We start from the raw sequence: 15,790 nt of genomic DNA, 5'->3' as shown, positions 1-15,790 counted from the left end.
GCCCCCCGTCAGCGAGTATCGCCCACGGGGGCGCAACTGCATTCCGGCTTGCGAAACGAGCCGCCCGACCCATCTGGGGAGGGCATGTCCCAGACCGAGGCCGCAGGAGGGCCGAGAGCATGTTTGAAAATCTGAGCGAACGTCTCTCCGGCGTCTTCGACCGGCTGACCAAGCAGGGCGCGCTCTCCGAGGACGACGTGAAGACCGCCCTTCGCGAGGTCCGCGTGGCGCTGCTCGAGGCCGACGTTTCGCTGCCCGTGGCCCGCGACTTCGTGAAGGCGGTGCAGGAAAAGGCCACCGGCCAGGCGGTGACCAAGTCGGTCACCCCCGGGCAGCAGGTGGTGAAGATCGTCCATGACGAGCTGGTCCACGTGCTCGAGGGCGAGGGCGAGCCGGGCGAGCTGAAGGTGGACAACGCGCCCGCGCCGATCCTGATGGTCGGCCTGCAGGGCGGCGGCAAGACCACCACCACCGCCAAGATCGCCAAGCGGCTCAAGGAGAAGCAGGGCAAGCGCGTGCTGATGGCCTCGCTCGACATCTACCGCCCCGCCGCCATGCAGCAGCTCGAGGTTCTGGGCCGCCAGATCGGCGTGGATACCCTGCCGATCGTCGAAGGCCAGAGCGCTCTTCAAATCGCCAAGCGCGCCCAGCAGCAGGCAACCATGGGCGGCTACGACGTCTACATGCTCGACACCGCCGGACGGCTCCAGATCGACGAAAAGCTGATGGGCGAGGTCGAGGACGTGCGCAACGCCGTCAAGCCGCGCGAGACCCTGCTGGTGGTCGACGGCCTGACCGGCCAGGTCGCCGTCGAGGTGGCCGAGGAGTTCGACGCCAAGGTGGGCATCACCGGCGTGGTCCTCACCCGGATGGACGGCGACGGGCGCGGGGGCGCGGCGCTGTCGATGCGCGCCGTGACCGGCAAGCCGATCAAGTTCGTCGGCCTCGGCGAGAAGATGGAGGCGCTCGAGGAGTTCCGCCCCGAGCAGATCGCCGGCCGGATCCTCGGCATGGGCGACATCGTGGCGCTCGTCGAGAAGGCGCAGGAGACCATCGAGGCTGAACAGGCCGAGCGGATGATGAAGCGCTTCCAGAAGGGTCAGTTCAACATGAACGACCTGAAGATGCAGCTCGAGCAGATGCTCAAGATGGGCGGCATGGAAGGCATGATGAAGATGATGCCCGGCATGGGCAAGATGGCCAAGCAGGTGGAGGAGAGCGGGTTCGACGACACCATCTTCCGCCACCAGATCGCGCTGATCCAGTCGATGACCAAGAAGGAGCGGGCCAACCCCGCCCTGCTCCAGGCCTCGCGCAAGAAGCGCATCGCGGCGGGGGCGGGCCAGGAGGTCAGCGAGCTGAACAAGCTGCTGAAGATGCACCGCCAGATGGCCGACATGATGAAGAAGATGGGCAAGGGCGGCATGCTCAAGCAGGCGCTCAAGGGCATGTTCGGCAAGGGCGGCCCCTCGGAGGCCGACATGGAGGCCGCGCGCGCCCAGATGGCCGGCGGCAAGATGCCCGCTGGTCTCGGCAAGGCGATGGGCGGCATGGGCGGCGGCCTGCCCGGCCTCGGCGGCGGTGCGCTGCCCCCCGGCCTCTCCGGCTTCGGAAAGAAGAAGTAACCATGGCCCCCTGCCCCACCATCGAGACCGCGCGCCTGCGCCTGCGCCCCTACCGGATCGAGGATTTCGAGCCGGTTGCGGAGCTGATGGCGTCGGACTGGTCGGTGCACATGGGCGGGCCCTTCGGCCGGAGCGTGACCTGGGCCTATTTCGCCTCCGAAACGGCCAACTGGGCGCTGCGCGGCCACGGCGGCTGGTCAGTGGAGCTGGCAGACGGCACCTTCGCCGGGCAGGTCGGGATCAACCGCATGGCCCATTGGCCCGAGGCCGAGCTGGGCTGGACGGTCTGGCCCGCGCATCAGGGCAAGGGCATCGCCTTCGAGGCGGCGCAGGCCGCGCGCGACTGGGCCTTCGGGCCGGGCGGGCTCTCGACCCTTGTCAGCTACATCTCTCCCGGCAATGCCCGCTCCATCGCGCTTGCCACGCGCCTCGGTGCGGCGCCCGATCCTGCCGCGCCGCGCCCCGAGGGCGAGACCCCTGCCGATACGGTGGTCTACCGCCACCCCAAGCCGGAGCACGCCTGATGGCCACGCCGCACCCCGCCCCGCACGAACGCCCGATCCCCGGCGCCGCCGCCCGGCTTGCCGCGCAGGTTTCTGCCCTCTTGCCGGTGGCCGACACCGCCCGCACCCGCCTGCGCCCGGCCACGCTGGCCGATTTCGACGTCTTTGCCGAGATCGCCTGCGACCCGGTCCGCTCTCGCGGCATCGGCGGCGTGCAGGACCGCGAGAGCGCCTTCCGCGAATACACCGCCATGGTGGGCTGCTGGCTGCTGCGCGGCCACGGGCTCTGGGCGGTGATGCACGAGGGCGCCTGTGCCGGTTTCGTGCAGATCGGCTTCGAGCCGGGCGACGAGGAGCCCGAGCTGGGCTGGTTCTTTTCCGAGGCCTACGAGGGCAAGGGCCTGGCCCGGGAGGCCGCCGAGGCTGCCCGCGAGATCGGCTTCTGCCTGCTCGGCCTGCCCTCGATGGTGAGCTACGTCGACAGCTTCAACACCCGCTCCAACACGCTGGCCAGGCGGCTGGGCGCCGACCGCATCCCCTCGCCCAACCCCGACCTCTTTATCTGGCGCCACCGGAGGCCGGAATGACCGAGATTCCCACCCTCGAAACCCCGCGCCTCATCCTGCGTGCGCCCGGGATCGGCGATTACGAGCCCTTCGCCGCCTTCTACGCCTCCGACCGCGCCAAGTTCGTTGGCGGGCCGCTGAACCGCGAGGGCAGCTGGCGGATGCTGGCGATGGAGATCGGGCACTGGACGCTGGCGGGCTTCGGCCGCTGGATCGTCGATGTGAAGGACGGGCCCTCCACCGTGGGCCTCGTCGGCCTCTTCGCGCCCGAGGGATGGCCCGAACCGGAGATCGGCTGGGACCTCTTCGAAGGCCACGAAGGCAAGGGCTATGCCACCGAGGCCGCGCTGGCGGCCCGCGCCTATGCCTACGACGTGCTGGGCTGGCAAACCGCGATCAGCCTGGTGAAGCCCGGTAATGAGGGATCCGCCCGCGTGGCCCGACGCATGGGCGCGCAGCCCGACGGCGAGTTCGAACACCTGCGCCACGGCGTCGTCAACGTCTGGCGCCACCCCGGGCCCGAGAGCTCCACCGAGGGCGGCGTGGAGGCCTACGCATGAACCGCCTCACGCTGGATATCCCGGTCGTCGAGACCGAGCGCCTAGTGCTTCGCGGCGCCCGCGAGAGCGACTTCGAGGCCTACCTGGCCTTCGACGCCTCCGAGCGGTCGCGCTGGGTCGGCGGGCCGAACGACCGCTGGACGTCGTGGCGCAAGTTCCTGAGCACTCTCGGTCACTGGGCGCTGCACGGCTACGGGCTCTGGACCGTCGAGCTGAAGGCGAGCGGCGCGGTCGCCGGGCGCGTGGGCTTCAACAACCACGACGGCTGGCTGGAGCCCGAGATCGGCTGGTCGATCTTCGACGGCTTCGAAGGGCTGGGCATCGCCCGCGAGGCGGCCGAAGCGGCACTGGCCTACGGCGCCCGCCACTTCGGCATCGACGGCCCGATCAGCTACATCCACCCCGACAACACCCGCTCCGCCGCCCTGGCAGAGCGGCTGGGCGCGCGCCGCGAACGCGAGGTCGAGTTCTTCGACGCGCCCTGCGTGGTCTGGCGCCACCCCCGCCGTGCGGAGGCCGCCGCATGACCGACGCCGCGACCTTCACCGGCAACCCGCTGGAGAACCCGCTCACCATCCCCGGCCCGCGCCCGGTGACGATCCCAACGCTGGAAACCCGGCGGCTCCGGCTCGAGCCGCCCCGGCCGGAGGATTACCCCAACTTCAAGGCCACCTTTGCCTCCTACCGCTCGCGCTTCATGGGTGGGCCGCTCAACCCCTATGAAAGCTGGATGCTCTACGCCGGCGAGATCGGCCACTGGCAGATCCGGGGCTTCGGAATGTGGATGGTTCACCTGAAGGACACGGGCGAAACCGTGGGCATGGCCGGAGGCTGGGCGCCCGCAGGCTGGCCCGAGCGCGAGATCGCCTGGATCATCTGGCCCGAGAAGGCCGGCAAGGGCTATGCGCTGGAGGCCACCGACGCCGCCCGCGCCTTCTTCTACAAGACCCAGGGCTGGGAAGGGGCCGTGAGCTACCTCGACCCGCACGATCTCAGCTCGATCCGGCTGGCCGAACGGCTGGGCTGCAAGAAGGACAAGGAGGCCCCCTCGATCGGCAACGACGAGGCCGCGGTCTACCGCCACCCCTCGCCCGCCGCGTTGCAGAACACCCAGATCGAGGACGGTATCGCGCTCGAGATCGAGCACCACATCAACCCGATCTTCAAACCCAAGGGAGGGGCCGTTGACTGAAGATGTCATCACCCGCGCAGCGGAGCTGCTGAAGGGCCACCGCGAAAGCATCGACCGGCTCGACGCGATCCTCGTCTATACCCTTGGCGAGCGCTTCAAGCACACCCAGGCCGTGGGCAAGCTCAAGGCCGAACACGACTTGCCGCCATCCGACCCCGCCCGCGAGGCGGTTCAGATCGCGCGGCTCGAAGACCTTGCGATCCGGGCCGACCTCGACCCCGAATTCGCCAAGAAATTCCTGGCCTTCATCATCCGGGAAGTCATCAAGCACCACGAGGAACACCAATCGTAGGGTGGGCAATCTGCCCCCCACACCTACCCGCCATTCCAAAGGAGAAACCCAAATGGCCATGAAAATTCGTCTCGCTCGCGGCGGCTCCAAGAAGCGCCCGTTCTACTCCATCGTCGCCGCCGACAGCCGGATGCCCCGCGACGGCCGCTTCAAGGAGAAGCTCGGCACCTACAACCCGCTCCTGGCGAAGGACAGCGAGGACCGGGTGAAGATGAACATGGAGCGCGTGCAGTTCTGGCTCGACCAGGGCGCCCAGCCGACCGACCGGGTTGCCCGCATGCTCGAGGCCGCCGGCGTGCTGGCCAAGAAAGAGCGCAACAACCCCAACAAGGGCAAGCCGGGCAAGGCCGCTGAAGAGCGCGCCGAATCCAAGGCCGCCAAGGCCGCCAAGGCCGCCGAGGCCGCTGCCGCGCCCGCCGAGGCTCCGGCCGAAGAGCCCGCCGAGGAAGCTGCCGCCGAAGCCTCCGCGGAGTAATCCTCCCGTGGCCGGGGAGGCGCGAAGCCCCAACGCACCGGAGGCGCATGCGCGTCCGGTGCGGGTGGTCGTCCACATGGGCTTTCACAAGACCGGGACGACCTCCGCACAGAGCTTCCTGCGCCACAACGGCAAGCACCTCTGGCCCGTGATGGCCCTCGGGCTCCGGCAACAGCTGGAGCCCGTTCTCTTTGCAACCCGCGCTTTCTCGACCTGGCGCGATGTCCTCTCGCTCGAAAAACTGCGCCTGCGGTTCGCCGCCTATCTGGCCGGGCTCCACCTGGGCCAGAAGCGCGACCTTCTGTTGTCGTCCGAAGAGCTGGCCGGCCACATGGCCGGTCGTCCCGGCCTGCCCGACTATTCCGCCGTGCCCGAGATCGCCGAGGTGATGGAGCAGGAGATCCTCGCCGCCTGGCCTGCGGCGGATGTCACGTTCTTCTTCTCCCTCCGCGCGCCTGGCCCCTGGCTGAAAAGCGCCTGGTCCGAGCATGTGAAAAGCTCCCGGATGACCCTCGATTTCGCGGCCTTCGAGGCCGCCAATCCCTCGGCGGCCAACTTCGCCTCGATCATCGCGGCCACGCAGGCGCGGGTGCAGAGCACCGTCACCACGGCCTGGCTCGAAAAGATCGGCACGCTCCCTTTCGGCCCTGCGACACCCTTGCTCGACCTGATGCAAGTGTCGCATTCCCGACGCGCCCGTCTCGACCCGACCCGCCGTCTGAACACCCGCCGCGACCCGGAGGTGACCGAAGCCCTTCTCGCGCTCAACCGGTCAAACCTGGATGACGCGGCTTTGCGCGCCGCAAAAGACAAGCTGCTTGGCCGCTAGGCACATCGTCTCGCCGCCATTCCAGATGCGCCGGGCACCGCTCTGCCGCTTCCCCATTGCCCCGGCCTGCCGTTTTCCCCTAACAAGCCCTCCATGTTCTGGCTCCTGCGCAAGCTCCTGATCCCCGTCGCCGCCTTTGCCTTCGGCTATGCGGCGCATTGGCAACTCGCCGTCGACGCCTGCGATGCGGCCGGGGGCAACTACGGCGGCCACCTCTGTGCGGGGGATGGAAGATGAGCGAAACCATGATCTGCGTCGGCGCCATCGGGGGTGCCTTCGGCGTCCAGGGTGAGGTGCGGCTGAAGAGCTTCTGCGCCGAACCGAGCGACATCGCCGATTACGGCCCGCTCTCCACCGAGGATGGCGCGCGCCGATTCACCGTCACCCTGACCCGCCCGCTCAAGGGCGCGTTGGGCGCGCGGCTGGGCGGCGTCTCCACCAAGGAGCAGGCCGACGCGCTCAAAGGCACCCGCCTCTATGTCGCGCGCGAGCGCCTGCCCGCCCTGCCCGACGACGAGTTCTACCACTCCGACCTGATGGGCCTGACCGTCGTGGACACAGGTGGCGCCACACTGGGCAAGGTGCATGCGGTGCACGATCACGGCGCTGGCGACCTGCTGGAAGTCCGCCGGGAGGGCGGCAGCGACAGCTTCTACCTGCCCTTCACCCGCGCCGCCGTCCCCACCGTCGACCTCGCCGCCCGCCGCATCGTCGCCGACCCGCCCGACGAAAGCTGAGCCGATGCGCCGGCGGATCTACTGGATGTCCATCGCCGCGCTCTACGTCGCCCCGATCCTGGCGGGCAGCTGGGGCGCGGGCTGGGATGCGGTGGCAGGGTTCGCCGCGGTCTTCTTCCTGTTCAACCTGGCCATGGAGCGCGTGCCCAGGGAGCCGTTGCTGGCACTTGCTTCTGCCGGCGTGGTGGCCGTGTTGGCGCTCGTTCTGGTGGGCCTCGGCTGGGGGGCACGGGGTCTGTTCGGGATCGACGAGATCCGCCCGTGGTGGCCCTGGGGCCTGATGGCGCTGGCCGCGATCCTGCTCTCGCGCCTGGCCTTTCCGCCCAAGCTCGCCCGCGAGATCGACGCGTTGCTCGACCGGGCGCTCACCGAGGTTCAGGCCGCCGGGGCCCGGCCCGAAGGCGCGGCAAACCGCCCGCCTGCCCCGCATTCCGGCACCATCGACGCAGAGGCTCTCGCCCGCATGTCGTCCGCCCTCGATGACCTGCCCGCCACGGCCGCCTCCGACGAGGTCGCCCGCATCGTCCTGCCCCTGTCCGACCAGGCCTCGCCCGGCGCGCTCTTCGAGGCGGCCCTCGCGCGTGCCGCCGCCCACCCCTGCCCTCGGGATCACGCCGCCCTGCACTGGGCCGCGGTGAACGACGAGGCCATCGCCCTCTGCACCGGGCAGCAGCAGCTCGCCCGTGCCTGGGCGGTCTTTGTGGCGGCAAACGACCACGAGGCCCTCTGCCGGTTCTCCGGCGCCACGATCCGGCTGATCCTTGACGACCCCTTCGCCTGGCGCGACATGCCGCAGGGCGGAGAGATCATCCGCGTCGCGATGGCCGTCGAAGCCGCGAACCCCAGGCTCGGCGAGGAGCTGGCCGGGCTTGGCAAGGCGATGTTGGACCTCGAGCGCGAAGCCGATGCCTAGGCTCACGCCCGAACTGGGCTGCACCGATGTCACCGCCTCGCTCGCCTTCTACACCGGCCTCCTCGGGTTCTCCGTGGACTACGCCCGCCCCGCCTCGGGTTTCTACCACCTGTCCAAGGAGGGCAGCGCTCTGATGCTCGAGCAGCTCGGGCCCGATAGCTGGGCGCTCGCGCCTCCCGAGGTTCCGCTGGGCCGGGGCCTGCACCTGCAGTTCGCCATCGCCGATGCCCCCGGTCTCGCCGCCAGCCTCGGGGCGGCCGAAGTCCCGCTCTTTCGCCCGCTGGAAGAAGCGTGGTATCGCGACGGCGCCCGATGGCACGGGCAAGTGCAATTCGTGGTGGCCGATCCCGACGGCTACCTGCTGCGCTTCGCCACCGCACTCGCCACGGTGGAGACGCGCCCGACAACCGGCAGGATCGTGGAATGACAGACACCCCAGAGCGCCCCTCCAAATCGCACGGACGCCTGTCCATCTCCGCCTCCCGCGCGCCGCGCGACCTGATGGGCGACAGCCCCCGCCTCGCCCACGCCTGGACCGCGAAGATCGTCACCCTCTTCCCCGAGGCCTTTCCCGGTGTGCTCGGCCTTTCGCTCACCGGAAGGGCTTTGGCCGAAGGCAAGTGGGCGCTCGAGACCCTGCCCCTCCGCGCCTATGGCAAGGGACGGCACCGCAATGTCGATGACACGCCCGCCGGCGGCGGTGCCGGCATGGTTCTGCGGGCCGACGTGGTGGCCGAAGCGCTGGAAGAGGCCGCGCAGGGCACGCCCCACGATCGCGGACAGTGGCCGGTGCTCTACGCCTCGCCGCGCGGCAGGCCCTTTGACCAGGCCATGGCGCGCCGCCTCGCCGCCGGGCGCGGCCTGACCCTGCTCTGCGGGCGCTTCGAGGGCGTGGACGAGCGCGTGCTCGAGGCGTTCGAAGTGGAAGAAGTCAGCCTCGGCGATTTCGTTCTCACGGGCGGCGAAATCGCCGCGCAAGCCATGCTCGACGCCATCGTGAGGCTCCTGCCCGGCGTGCTGGGCAACGAGGCCAGCGCCGAGGAGGAGAGCCACTCGAACGGCTTGCTCGAACACCCGCAGTATACCAAACCCGCCGAATGGCGGGGCCGCAGCATCCCCGAGGTGCTGCTCTCCGGCCACCACGGACGAATCGAGGCCTGGCGCCGCGAGATGAGCGAGAAACTGACGCAGGAGCGCCGCCCCGACCTTTGGAAGAAACGCTAGCCGCACGGCTCCGAGCTGCCAGGCAGCCCACATTCAACCGGCTGAAAACAAACCGTTTCCCACCTGTCTACGTGCCGCCCTGTCCCCGCCACCCCGGCGCCCCGTTTCGCTGGCAGTCTGTTGCCTGGAAAGAACCGGAAGACGATCAAATACCGTGAGACAGAACCTCGCCAACCTGCCGCTGGCCACCAAGGTCGTGCTCATCGTGCCTGCAGCCTTGCTGCTGGTGCTGCTCATCCTGACCACGCCGTTTCTCGGCGTTCCGCTGGCGCTTGCCTTCGTGGCGTTTCTTCAACCCCACCTGCTCAGCCCGCGCTGGTGGGCACGCCAGTTCCGCAATCCCGGCTGACCGCCGCGACTGGCGGCAAGAAACCCCTTGATCGACAGGGGCCAAGCCCCTACACAGCGCCGGTCTGCAGGCGGAATCGCCTGCCGGACCGTTCGGCCTTTGGCATCAGCCTTGCCGGACGCGAAGCAAGGAATAGTGGCTGAACTCTTCGGCGGGGCGCACATCGGCGGACCCGGCAAAAAACCCGAAGCTCTGAGACACGCCAAACCTCCGTGGCATACCACGGGCAACATAGGAGTGGATCAGATGGACCTGATCGCTGAACTGGAGGCCGAACAGGTTGCCTCCCTCGGGAAGAGCATTCCCGACTTCAAGGCCGGCGACACCGTGCGCGTCGGCTACAAGGTGACTGAAGGCACCCGCACCCGTGTGCAGGCCTACGAAGGCGTCTGCATCAGCCGCAAGAACGGCAAGGGCATCGCCGGTTCGTTCACCGTGCGCAAGATTTCCTTCGGCGAGGGCGTCGAGCGGGTGTTCCCGCTGCACTCGACCAACATCGACAGCATCGAAGTGGTGCGTCGTGGTCGCGTCCGCCGCGCCAAGCTCTACTACCTCCGCACCCGCCGCGGCAAATCTGCCCGGATCGCCGAGGTTTCCAACTACAAGCCGCTCGACGGCGCTGACGCGTAAGGAGCAGAGACAATGAAAAAAGACCTGCATCCCGACTATCACATCATCGACGTCAAGATGACCAATGGCGACGTCGTGCAGATGAAATCGACCTGGGGCAAGGAAGGCGACACTCTGTCGCTCGATATCGACCCCTCGGTGCACCCGGCCTGGACCGGCGGCAACACCCGCCTGATGGACACCGGCGGCCGCGTGTCGAAGTTCAAGAAAAAGTACGAGGGCCTCGGCTTCTGAGCCCGCCCTCCATGCGATCCATGCGCCGCCCTCCGGGGCGGCGTTTTCATTTGCGGCACGCGCAACTCCTATCGAGCCCGCTGGCACGCGCGTCACCCCGCCCCGGTGCCGCAGAAAAGGCTCCTCCCATCCGACCTCTCGCTGCATCCGTCCAATAGTTGCATTCGCCATATATGTTTTGATATAAACTTACAATTCATAGGCCTCGGCTAAAATTAAATTGCCAACCTCTCCTCTTGATTGTATTCCTCTACCTGACGATGAGTTTGGTTGGCATGATTAGCTATTGCATGGGTATGCGCGGATTTGCGGCGGCTGGAGCCGATTTCCGCGCTTTACCTCTCGGGAAGAATGACGGATCACACAGACTACAGCGCACGCATCGACGTGTTGCGCCGTGCGGAGCGCGTGCGTAGCCCAGAGTTCGTTGCACGCATCGCCCTGATGTTCATCGGCACTGTGGCCGGCACCCTCCTGCTCGGGCTGGAGATCCTTCCACTGTGGCTGGGCACCTACTACGCCTGCGTCGCGCTCGAAAAGGCCGTGCTCGCGGCCTGGCCCTCGGCAAGCTCGCGCGGCTTCTTCTGGCTCATGGTCTTCATCTCCGGCCTGATCGCAACTGCCCACGCGGCCCTGCCCACCTATCTTTGGCTGCACCCAGACCCGAACCTGAAGTACGGTGCCCTGATCCTGCTGGTCGCCGGCGTGCTCAACGTCTTCCTCGTGCGCGCACGGGTCTGGCAGATCTCGGCGGCCTACATGGTCCCCCTTGCCGCCTCATTTGTGGTCATCGCCGCCTCCACTTGGCAGCCCCCGGGCGGCGGGCCGCTGTTCTACACTTCCGTCATTCTGGCCAGTGCAATCATCGTCTACTTCCTGGTCGCCGTGTACGAGGCCAACCAGGCGCACCGCCGGTTCGAGGATACCCAGCGGCAGTTCTTCCAGGCGCAGAAGATGGAAGCGATCGGCACGCTTGCCGGCGGTATCGCGCATGATTTCAACAATTTGCTCAGCGTCATCCAGGGCAACCTCGAGCTGATGCAGCTGTCGGAGGACGCCGAGCAGCGCGGCACCTTCGCCAGCGAGGCGCAGACCGCCTGCTGGCGCGGCGCCTCGCTGACCCGCCAGCTGCTAGCCTTGGGCCGCAACGCGATGCTCGTGCCGCAGCGGATAGACGCGGGCCGGTCGCTGTTCGAGGTCGAGCGCCTTGTGCGGCGCGTGATGCCGCAGGGTATAGGCCTGACTGCCGAGGCCGATACCGCCCTTCCCCTGATCCTTGCCGATGAAACAACGCTGCAGGCGGCACTCCTGAACCTTGCCATCAATGCGCGTGACGCCATGCCGGACGGAGGATCTATCCATTTCGAGGCGCGCCACATCACCCCGCATGAGGCCCGCCCCGGCTTCCTGCCGCCGGGAAACTTCGTGGCACTCTCGGTGAGCGACACCGGCACCGGAATCCAGCCCGAGGTGATCGGACGGGTGTTTGACCCGTTTTTCTCGACCAAGCCCAAGGGCGGCGGAACCGGGCTCGGCCTCGCCATGGTGGAGGGCTTTGCCCGGCAGACAGGCGGTCACGCGCATGTCGAATCCGAACCCGAAAAGGGAAGCCGGTTCACGCTCTATCTTCCGGCCCACGCCAACGATCGCCCGCCCCCCGAGACCCGTGAAGCAGACAGCTGCGACCTGTCGGAGGTTCGGGTCCAGCCGCAGCCCGCCCGAGGGGCCCGCACCTGATCTCGCCCCTTGCACGGCGCGGCCTGGCGTCTAGGCTCGCGTCATGCGCAGCCACCTCGCCTCCGCCGTCCTGCTGTCCCTCGCCCTGCCCGTCGCCGCGCAGGAGACCGGGCCAACCGGGCCTGCCGATATCTTCGCCCATCTCGCGGCCAACCGTTGGGCCTTTCCCAATGTGCAAGACATGCACTGCGACGAAAACCCCCACACGGTCACCTTCAATGAAGAGCGCAGCCTGTCCTGGTTCACCTGGGACGGGCCGATGGTCAACTACCTCGGAGAGACCGATCAGGAAGGGGTGTATGATGTCATCGAAAGCGATGCGGATTCGATCACCATGTACCTGCATGGCGAGCAACGGCGCACCGATGCCGGGTCGCCGGTTATCTGGATCCTGCGCCTGATCGAGGACGGAGAGGCCTATTGCTGGGACCGCACCGATTGGTCCCCACCCCGATGCACCCACCTCCACATCCGCTGCAAGCCACCCGCGCCGATCAGCTGATCGCCGACGCGCGAGGTTCTCGCCGCCGGGCCGCTACGACCTCAAGGCCTCCGGCAAGCGCACCGGCCTGCCCCCGGTGCCCATCGCCACCAGCGTCACCAGCGCCTCGAACAGAACTTTCTCCCCGAGGAACGCCCGTTGCAAAAGGGTCATCCGCGCGGCCGTCCGGCTGGCCACCGAGGTCTCCACAACCAGCCGGTCGCCCAATCGCGCGGGCGCCAGAAAGTCCGCCTCGATCCGCCGCACGGCAAAGACGAGCCCGGCCTCGCGCATCGCAGTCTGGTCCACCCCAAGGCCGGCCGCCCAGGCCGAGCGGCCTCTTTCGATGAATTTCAGGTAGTTCGCGTGATAGACAAAGCCCGACAGGTCGGTGTCCTCGTAAAACACGTCGGTCTCGAACCGATGGCTCATCGCCCGATCCTCGCCGCCAGCCTGAGCGCATGGCTCGGGTCATGGGCCACCGCAGGCATGACCGGGTCGTATCCCGCCACGATCACTTCGGCGATCTCCGGCCGCAGCACCGCGCGCCCCTCCACAAGCCCAAGCGGTGAGGCTCCCGCAAAGGCGCCCTCGCCCCAGTCGAGCATCACCTGCACCACCTGGCTCAGCGCCAGCGCCTCCGCCGACATGGCCGAATTGCCCGCATCCATCCGCACAAAGACGAAGGCCGCCCGAATGGCCCCCTCCGCCTCGAATCGAAACGCCCGGTAACTCGAGGCCCCGGCCCTCTCCAGGCGTTCGACAAGATCATCGAGGCCAGGGATCATCCCGCCAAGGTCCGGCACGGAGAGCAACTCCTCCCACTCCCGGAAAAAGAAGAAAAACAGGTTGGCTCCCTGGTCGTGGTCCATCTCGGCCATCTTGTGGCCCGCCATCGCCACGACTGCCTCGCAGGCGCCCTTCACCACCGCCAGCGTCTCGTCTTCCACCCCGAAGACGATCGGGACGATGGGCCGTTGCCACCGGGCAAAGTGATATGTCCCGTCAGGGCGGGTGAAGAGGCGGGCGATGTCGTCAGGGCTCATGCTGGCTTGATGCCCCAGCGCGGCGCAAGGGTAAAGCCGGGACGCCCATCCGGGGCGGCTGTATTTGGACGGCCCGGGAGCCCCGCCGCCGTTCTCTCGCCCGGCCTGTCACCCGCCCGGACCGAGGCGGCAAGCATCAGCAGACCGGCAGGAACCCGGCGAGAGCAAGGGTCAATCGAACAGATCGGAGAGGCGGTCGGGCGCCGCCATGCCAAGGTGCGACCATGCGCGCTGCGCCAGCACGCGCCCGCGCGGGGTGCGCTGGATGAGCCCCTGTTGCAGCAGGTAGGGCTCGATCACCTCCTCGATCGCGTCGCGGCTCTCGCTCAAGGCCGCCGAAAGCGTTTCAACCCCCACCGGCCCGCCCTGGTAGGCCTCCGCGATCAGGCTCAGGTAGCGCCGGTCGGCCCCGTCCAGGCCGAGGCTGTCGACCCCGAGCCGGGTCAGGGCACCATCGGCGATGGGCTTGGTGATCCGCCCGTCGCCCTCCACCAGCGCAAAATCCACTACCCGGCGCAAGAGCCGCCCGGCGATACGCGGCGTGCCGCGCGAGCGGGCGGCGATCTCGCGGGCGCCGTCCTCGTCGCAGGCGATGTCCAGAAGCCGAGCGCCGCGCAGGGTGATCCGGTGAAGCTCCTCCACCGAATAGAACTCCAGCCGCGTCGGAATCCCGAAGCGGTCGCGCAGCGGCGTCTGCAACAGGCCAAGCCGCGTGGTCGCGCCGACCAGGGTGAAAGGCTGCAACTCGATCCGCACCGACCGCGCCGCCGGCCCCTCGCCGATGACGAGATCGAGCGCGAAATCCTCCATCGCCGGGTAGAGCACCTCCTCCACCACCGGGTTCATCCGGTGGATCTCGTCGATGAAGAGCACGTCGCGCGGCTCGAGATTGGTCAGGATCGCCGCAAGGTCGCCCGCCCGCGCCAGCACCGGCCCGGACGTCATCCGGAAGCCCACGCCCAGCTCCCTGGCCATGATCTGCGCCAGCGTCGTCTTGCCAAGCCCCGGAGGTCCATGAAACAGCGTGTGATCCATCGCCTGCCCGCGCCGCCGGGCACTCTCGATGAAGACCTTCAGGTTCGCCCGTGCCTCCGCCTGCCCGGTAAAGTCATCGAGCGTTTCCGGCCGCAACGCCCCCGCGCTGCCATCCTCCTCGCGCGGCTCTGGCCGCAGGGTGGGGTCGGGCATGTTCTCAGGTTCGGGCATGCGTCACCCCTTCGGCGCCAGCAGCTTCAGCGCCGCGCGGATCAGGGCAGAGGCATCCTCGCCCTCCACACTGGCCACCGCCTGGGCGGCCTCGGACTGTCCGTAGCCCAAGTTGACCAGAGCCGAGAGCGCATCGGCCTGGGCCTCGGCTCGTCCGCCCGCCACCTGCACCGGGGCGGCCGCGCGGGTGGGCGGGGGCACATCGGCCTCCACCACCTCCCCCGGGTCCGGCGAGAGCGCGCCGCCCCGAAACGAGCCCATCGCCATCACGCCCGCCGCCTTCTCCTTCAGCTCGTTCACCACCCGTGCCGCCAGCTTGGGGCCAACGCCCGGCGCCGACTTCACCGCCGCCGCGTCGCCCAGCGTGATCGCCCGGCCCACGCCCTCCGGCCCCAGCGTGCCGAGAATGGCGAGCGAGACCTTGGCCCCCACCCCCTGCACGCTCGTCAGCAGCCGGTGCCACTCCTTCTCCAGCAGGGTCGGAAAGCCGAAGAGCTGCAGGTTGTCCTCGCGCACCAGCAGGTCGGTGTAGAGCGCCACCGCTTCGCCGGGGGCCGGCAGGGCGGCCAGCGTCCGTTCGGAGCAATAGACAAGGTATCCCACGCCGCGCACGTCGATCAGCACGTGGTCGGAGGCGCGATAATCCAGCCGCCCGGCGATGCGGCCGATCATCCGGCGGCCCTCAGGGCGGCGGCAATCCGTGCGGCACCCGGGCCGGTGTGGTGCGAGTGGCAGATGGCGATCGCCAGCGCATCCGCCGCGTCGGCCCCCGCGGTCTTCACCCCGGGAAAGTAGTGGCCGATCATATGGGCGATCTGCCCCTTGGCGGCGTGGCCGGTGCCGACCACCGCCTTCTTCACCGTGTTGGGCGCGTATTCCCCCGGCGCGAGCCCAGCTTCGGCCAGCGCCAGCAGCGCCACGCCGCGGGCCTGGCCCAGCTTCAGCGTGCCCTGCCCGTCGCGGTTGACGAAGGTCTCCTCGATGGCGGCTGCCTCGGGCGCATGTTCGGCGATCACGGCGCAAAGGCCGCGAAAGAGCTGTTGCAGGCGGATCGCCAGCGGGGCGGCAGAATCACTGTGGCAGATGCCATTGGCAACATGCACCATCCGGCTGCCCTCGGCCTCGATCACGCCCCAGCCCAGGTTGCGCAGGCCCGGATCGACCCCGATGATACGCATGCTCGCCCTCTCG

At 68.4% G+C, this 15,790-nt stretch carries 24 protein-coding genes; 19 read left to right on the top strand and 5 right to left on the bottom strand.

Features of this window, described 5'->3' with window-relative positions; translation table 11 throughout:
- The first annotated feature begins 119 nt into the window (after positions 1-119).
- The 19 genes from ffh to BUR94_RS00355 all read left to right on the top strand — a co-directional run bounded on the left by ffh (position 120) and on the right by BUR94_RS00355 (position 12,368).
- Entirely contained in the window at positions 120-1,625 is a 1,506-nt protein-coding gene (gene ffh, locus BUR94_RS00440) for a signal recognition particle protein (RefSeq protein ID WP_074254319.1), read from the top strand.
- A 2-nt stretch (positions 1,626-1,627) separates the two neighbouring features.
- Complete coding sequence (locus BUR94_RS00435; RefSeq protein ID WP_074254318.1) at positions 1,628-2,149, top strand: GNAT family N-acetyltransferase; 522 nt, start codon at positions 1,628-1,630, stop codon at positions 2,147-2,149.
- Positions 2,149-2,715, top strand: coding sequence for a GNAT family N-acetyltransferase (locus tag BUR94_RS00430; protein ID WP_074254317.1), 567 nt, complete (start codon positions 2,149-2,151; stop codon positions 2,713-2,715). The genes BUR94_RS00435 and BUR94_RS00430 overlap by 1 nt, the downstream gene beginning before the upstream one ends.
- On the top strand, positions 2,712-3,254 hold the full coding sequence (locus BUR94_RS00425) for a GNAT family N-acetyltransferase (RefSeq protein ID WP_074254316.1): 543 nt from the start codon (positions 2,712-2,714) through the stop codon (positions 3,252-3,254). The genes BUR94_RS00430 and BUR94_RS00425 overlap by 4 nt, the downstream gene beginning before the upstream one ends.
- Positions 3,251-3,781 carry a GNAT family N-acetyltransferase gene (locus BUR94_RS00420; protein ID WP_074254315.1) on the top strand — a complete coding sequence of 177 codons (531 nt, stop codon included), beginning with the start codon at positions 3,251-3,253 and terminating at the stop codon, positions 3,779-3,781. Before BUR94_RS00425 ends, BUR94_RS00420 begins: the two co-directional genes overlap by 4 nt.
- A complete protein-coding gene (locus BUR94_RS00415) occupies positions 3,778-4,446 on the top strand; it encodes a GNAT family N-acetyltransferase (protein WP_084192851.1) in 669 nt (222 codons plus the stop codon). Before BUR94_RS00420 ends, BUR94_RS00415 begins: the two co-directional genes overlap by 4 nt.
- Positions 4,439-4,738 (top strand): chorismate mutase, encoded by a 300-nt coding sequence (locus BUR94_RS00410; protein ID WP_074254314.1) that lies wholly within the window; start codon positions 4,439-4,441, stop codon positions 4,736-4,738. Before BUR94_RS00415 ends, BUR94_RS00410 begins: the two co-directional genes overlap by 8 nt.
- Before the next feature lie 52 nt (positions 4,739-4,790).
- Positions 4,791-5,213, top strand: a complete 423-nt coding sequence (gene rpsP, locus BUR94_RS00405) for a 30S ribosomal protein S16 (RefSeq protein WP_074254313.1) — start codon at positions 4,791-4,793, stop codon at positions 5,211-5,213.
- Positions 5,214-5,220: 7 nt separating this feature from the next.
- Positions 5,221-6,042, top strand: coding sequence for a hypothetical protein (locus tag BUR94_RS00400; protein WP_139301185.1), 822 nt, complete (start codon positions 5,221-5,223; stop codon positions 6,040-6,042).
- 93 nt (positions 6,043-6,135) lie between these two features.
- Positions 6,136-6,279 carry a hypothetical protein gene (locus tag BUR94_RS20565; protein ID WP_175570398.1) on the top strand — a complete coding sequence of 48 codons (144 nt, stop codon included), beginning with the start codon at positions 6,136-6,138 and terminating at the stop codon, positions 6,277-6,279.
- A complete protein-coding gene (gene rimM, locus BUR94_RS00395) occupies positions 6,276-6,779 on the top strand; it encodes a ribosome maturation factor RimM (protein WP_074254311.1) in 504 nt (167 codons plus the stop codon). Before BUR94_RS20565 ends, rimM begins: the two co-directional genes overlap by 4 nt.
- A 4-nt stretch (positions 6,780-6,783) precedes the next feature.
- Entirely contained in the window at positions 6,784-7,692 is a 909-nt protein-coding gene (locus BUR94_RS00390) for a hypothetical protein (RefSeq protein WP_074254310.1), read from the top strand.
- The gene (locus BUR94_RS00385; protein WP_074254309.1) at positions 7,685-8,119 is read left to right on the top strand and encodes a VOC family protein; all 435 of its coding nucleotides are present in this window, start codon (positions 7,685-7,687) and stop codon (positions 8,117-8,119) included. Before BUR94_RS00390 ends, BUR94_RS00385 begins: the two co-directional genes overlap by 8 nt.
- Complete coding sequence (gene trmD, locus BUR94_RS00380; RefSeq protein ID WP_074254308.1) at positions 8,116-8,916, top strand: tRNA (guanosine(37)-N1)-methyltransferase TrmD; 801 nt, start codon at positions 8,116-8,118, stop codon at positions 8,914-8,916. The genes BUR94_RS00385 and trmD overlap by 4 nt, the downstream gene beginning before the upstream one ends.
- 154 nt (positions 8,917-9,070) lie before the next feature.
- On the top strand, positions 9,071-9,265 hold the full coding sequence (locus BUR94_RS00375; protein ID WP_074254307.1) for a hypothetical protein: 195 nt from the start codon (positions 9,071-9,073) through the stop codon (positions 9,263-9,265).
- Between the two features lie 246 nt (positions 9,266-9,511).
- Positions 9,512-9,895, top strand: a complete 384-nt coding sequence (rplS, locus tag BUR94_RS00370) for a 50S ribosomal protein L19 (protein ID WP_074254306.1) — start codon at positions 9,512-9,514, stop codon at positions 9,893-9,895.
- Between the two features lie 12 nt (positions 9,896-9,907).
- The gene (rpmE, locus tag BUR94_RS00365; RefSeq protein WP_074254305.1) at positions 9,908-10,129 is read left to right on the top strand and encodes a 50S ribosomal protein L31; all 222 of its coding nucleotides are present in this window, start codon (positions 9,908-9,910) and stop codon (positions 10,127-10,129) included.
- 351 nt (positions 10,130-10,480) lie between these two features.
- Positions 10,481-11,866, top strand: coding sequence for a sensor histidine kinase (locus tag BUR94_RS00360; protein WP_074254304.1), 1,386 nt, complete (start codon positions 10,481-10,483; stop codon positions 11,864-11,866).
- Positions 11,867-11,909: 43 nt separating this feature from the next.
- A complete protein-coding gene (locus tag BUR94_RS00355; protein WP_074254303.1) occupies positions 11,910-12,368 on the top strand; it encodes a hypothetical protein in 459 nt (152 codons plus the stop codon).
- A 33-nt stretch (positions 12,369-12,401) separates the two neighbouring features.
- On the opposite strand, the gene BUR94_RS00350 is transcribed toward BUR94_RS00355, so the two are convergent.
- The 5 genes from BUR94_RS00350 to ruvC form a co-directional block, all read right to left on the bottom strand.
- Positions 12,402-12,779, bottom strand: a complete 378-nt coding sequence (locus BUR94_RS00350; protein ID WP_074254302.1) for a YbgC/FadM family acyl-CoA thioesterase — start codon at positions 12,777-12,779, stop codon at positions 12,402-12,404.
- Positions 12,776-13,393, bottom strand: a complete 618-nt coding sequence (locus tag BUR94_RS00345; protein WP_074254301.1) for a hypothetical protein — start codon at positions 13,391-13,393, stop codon at positions 12,776-12,778. The genes BUR94_RS00350 and BUR94_RS00345 overlap by 4 nt, the downstream gene beginning before the upstream one ends.
- 171 nt (positions 13,394-13,564) lie before the next feature.
- The gene (gene ruvB / locus BUR94_RS00340; protein WP_175570397.1) at positions 13,565-14,599 is read right to left on the bottom strand and encodes a Holliday junction branch migration DNA helicase RuvB; all 1,035 of its coding nucleotides are present in this window, start codon (positions 14,597-14,599) and stop codon (positions 13,565-13,567) included.
- A gap of 3 nt (positions 14,600-14,602) precedes the next feature.
- Positions 14,603-15,271 carry a Holliday junction branch migration protein RuvA gene (gene ruvA, locus BUR94_RS00335; RefSeq protein WP_074254300.1) on the bottom strand — a complete coding sequence of 223 codons (669 nt, stop codon included), beginning with the start codon at positions 15,269-15,271 and terminating at the stop codon, positions 14,603-14,605.
- Complete coding sequence (gene ruvC / locus BUR94_RS00330) at positions 15,268-15,777, bottom strand: crossover junction endodeoxyribonuclease RuvC (protein ID WP_074254299.1); 510 nt, start codon at positions 15,775-15,777, stop codon at positions 15,268-15,270. Before ruvC ends, ruvA begins: the two co-directional genes overlap by 4 nt.
- Between the last annotated feature and the right edge of the window lie 13 nt (positions 15,778-15,790).

Origin of the sequence: Vannielia litorea (assembly GCF_900142295.1) — a bacterium.
In the GTDB taxonomy this organism is placed as follows: Bacteria; Pseudomonadota; Alphaproteobacteria; order Rhodobacterales; family Rhodobacteraceae; genus Vannielia; species Vannielia litorea.
The sequence above is the reverse complement of the archived record's forward strand: the minus strand, read 5'-3'. Positions and strand labels throughout refer to the sequence as shown.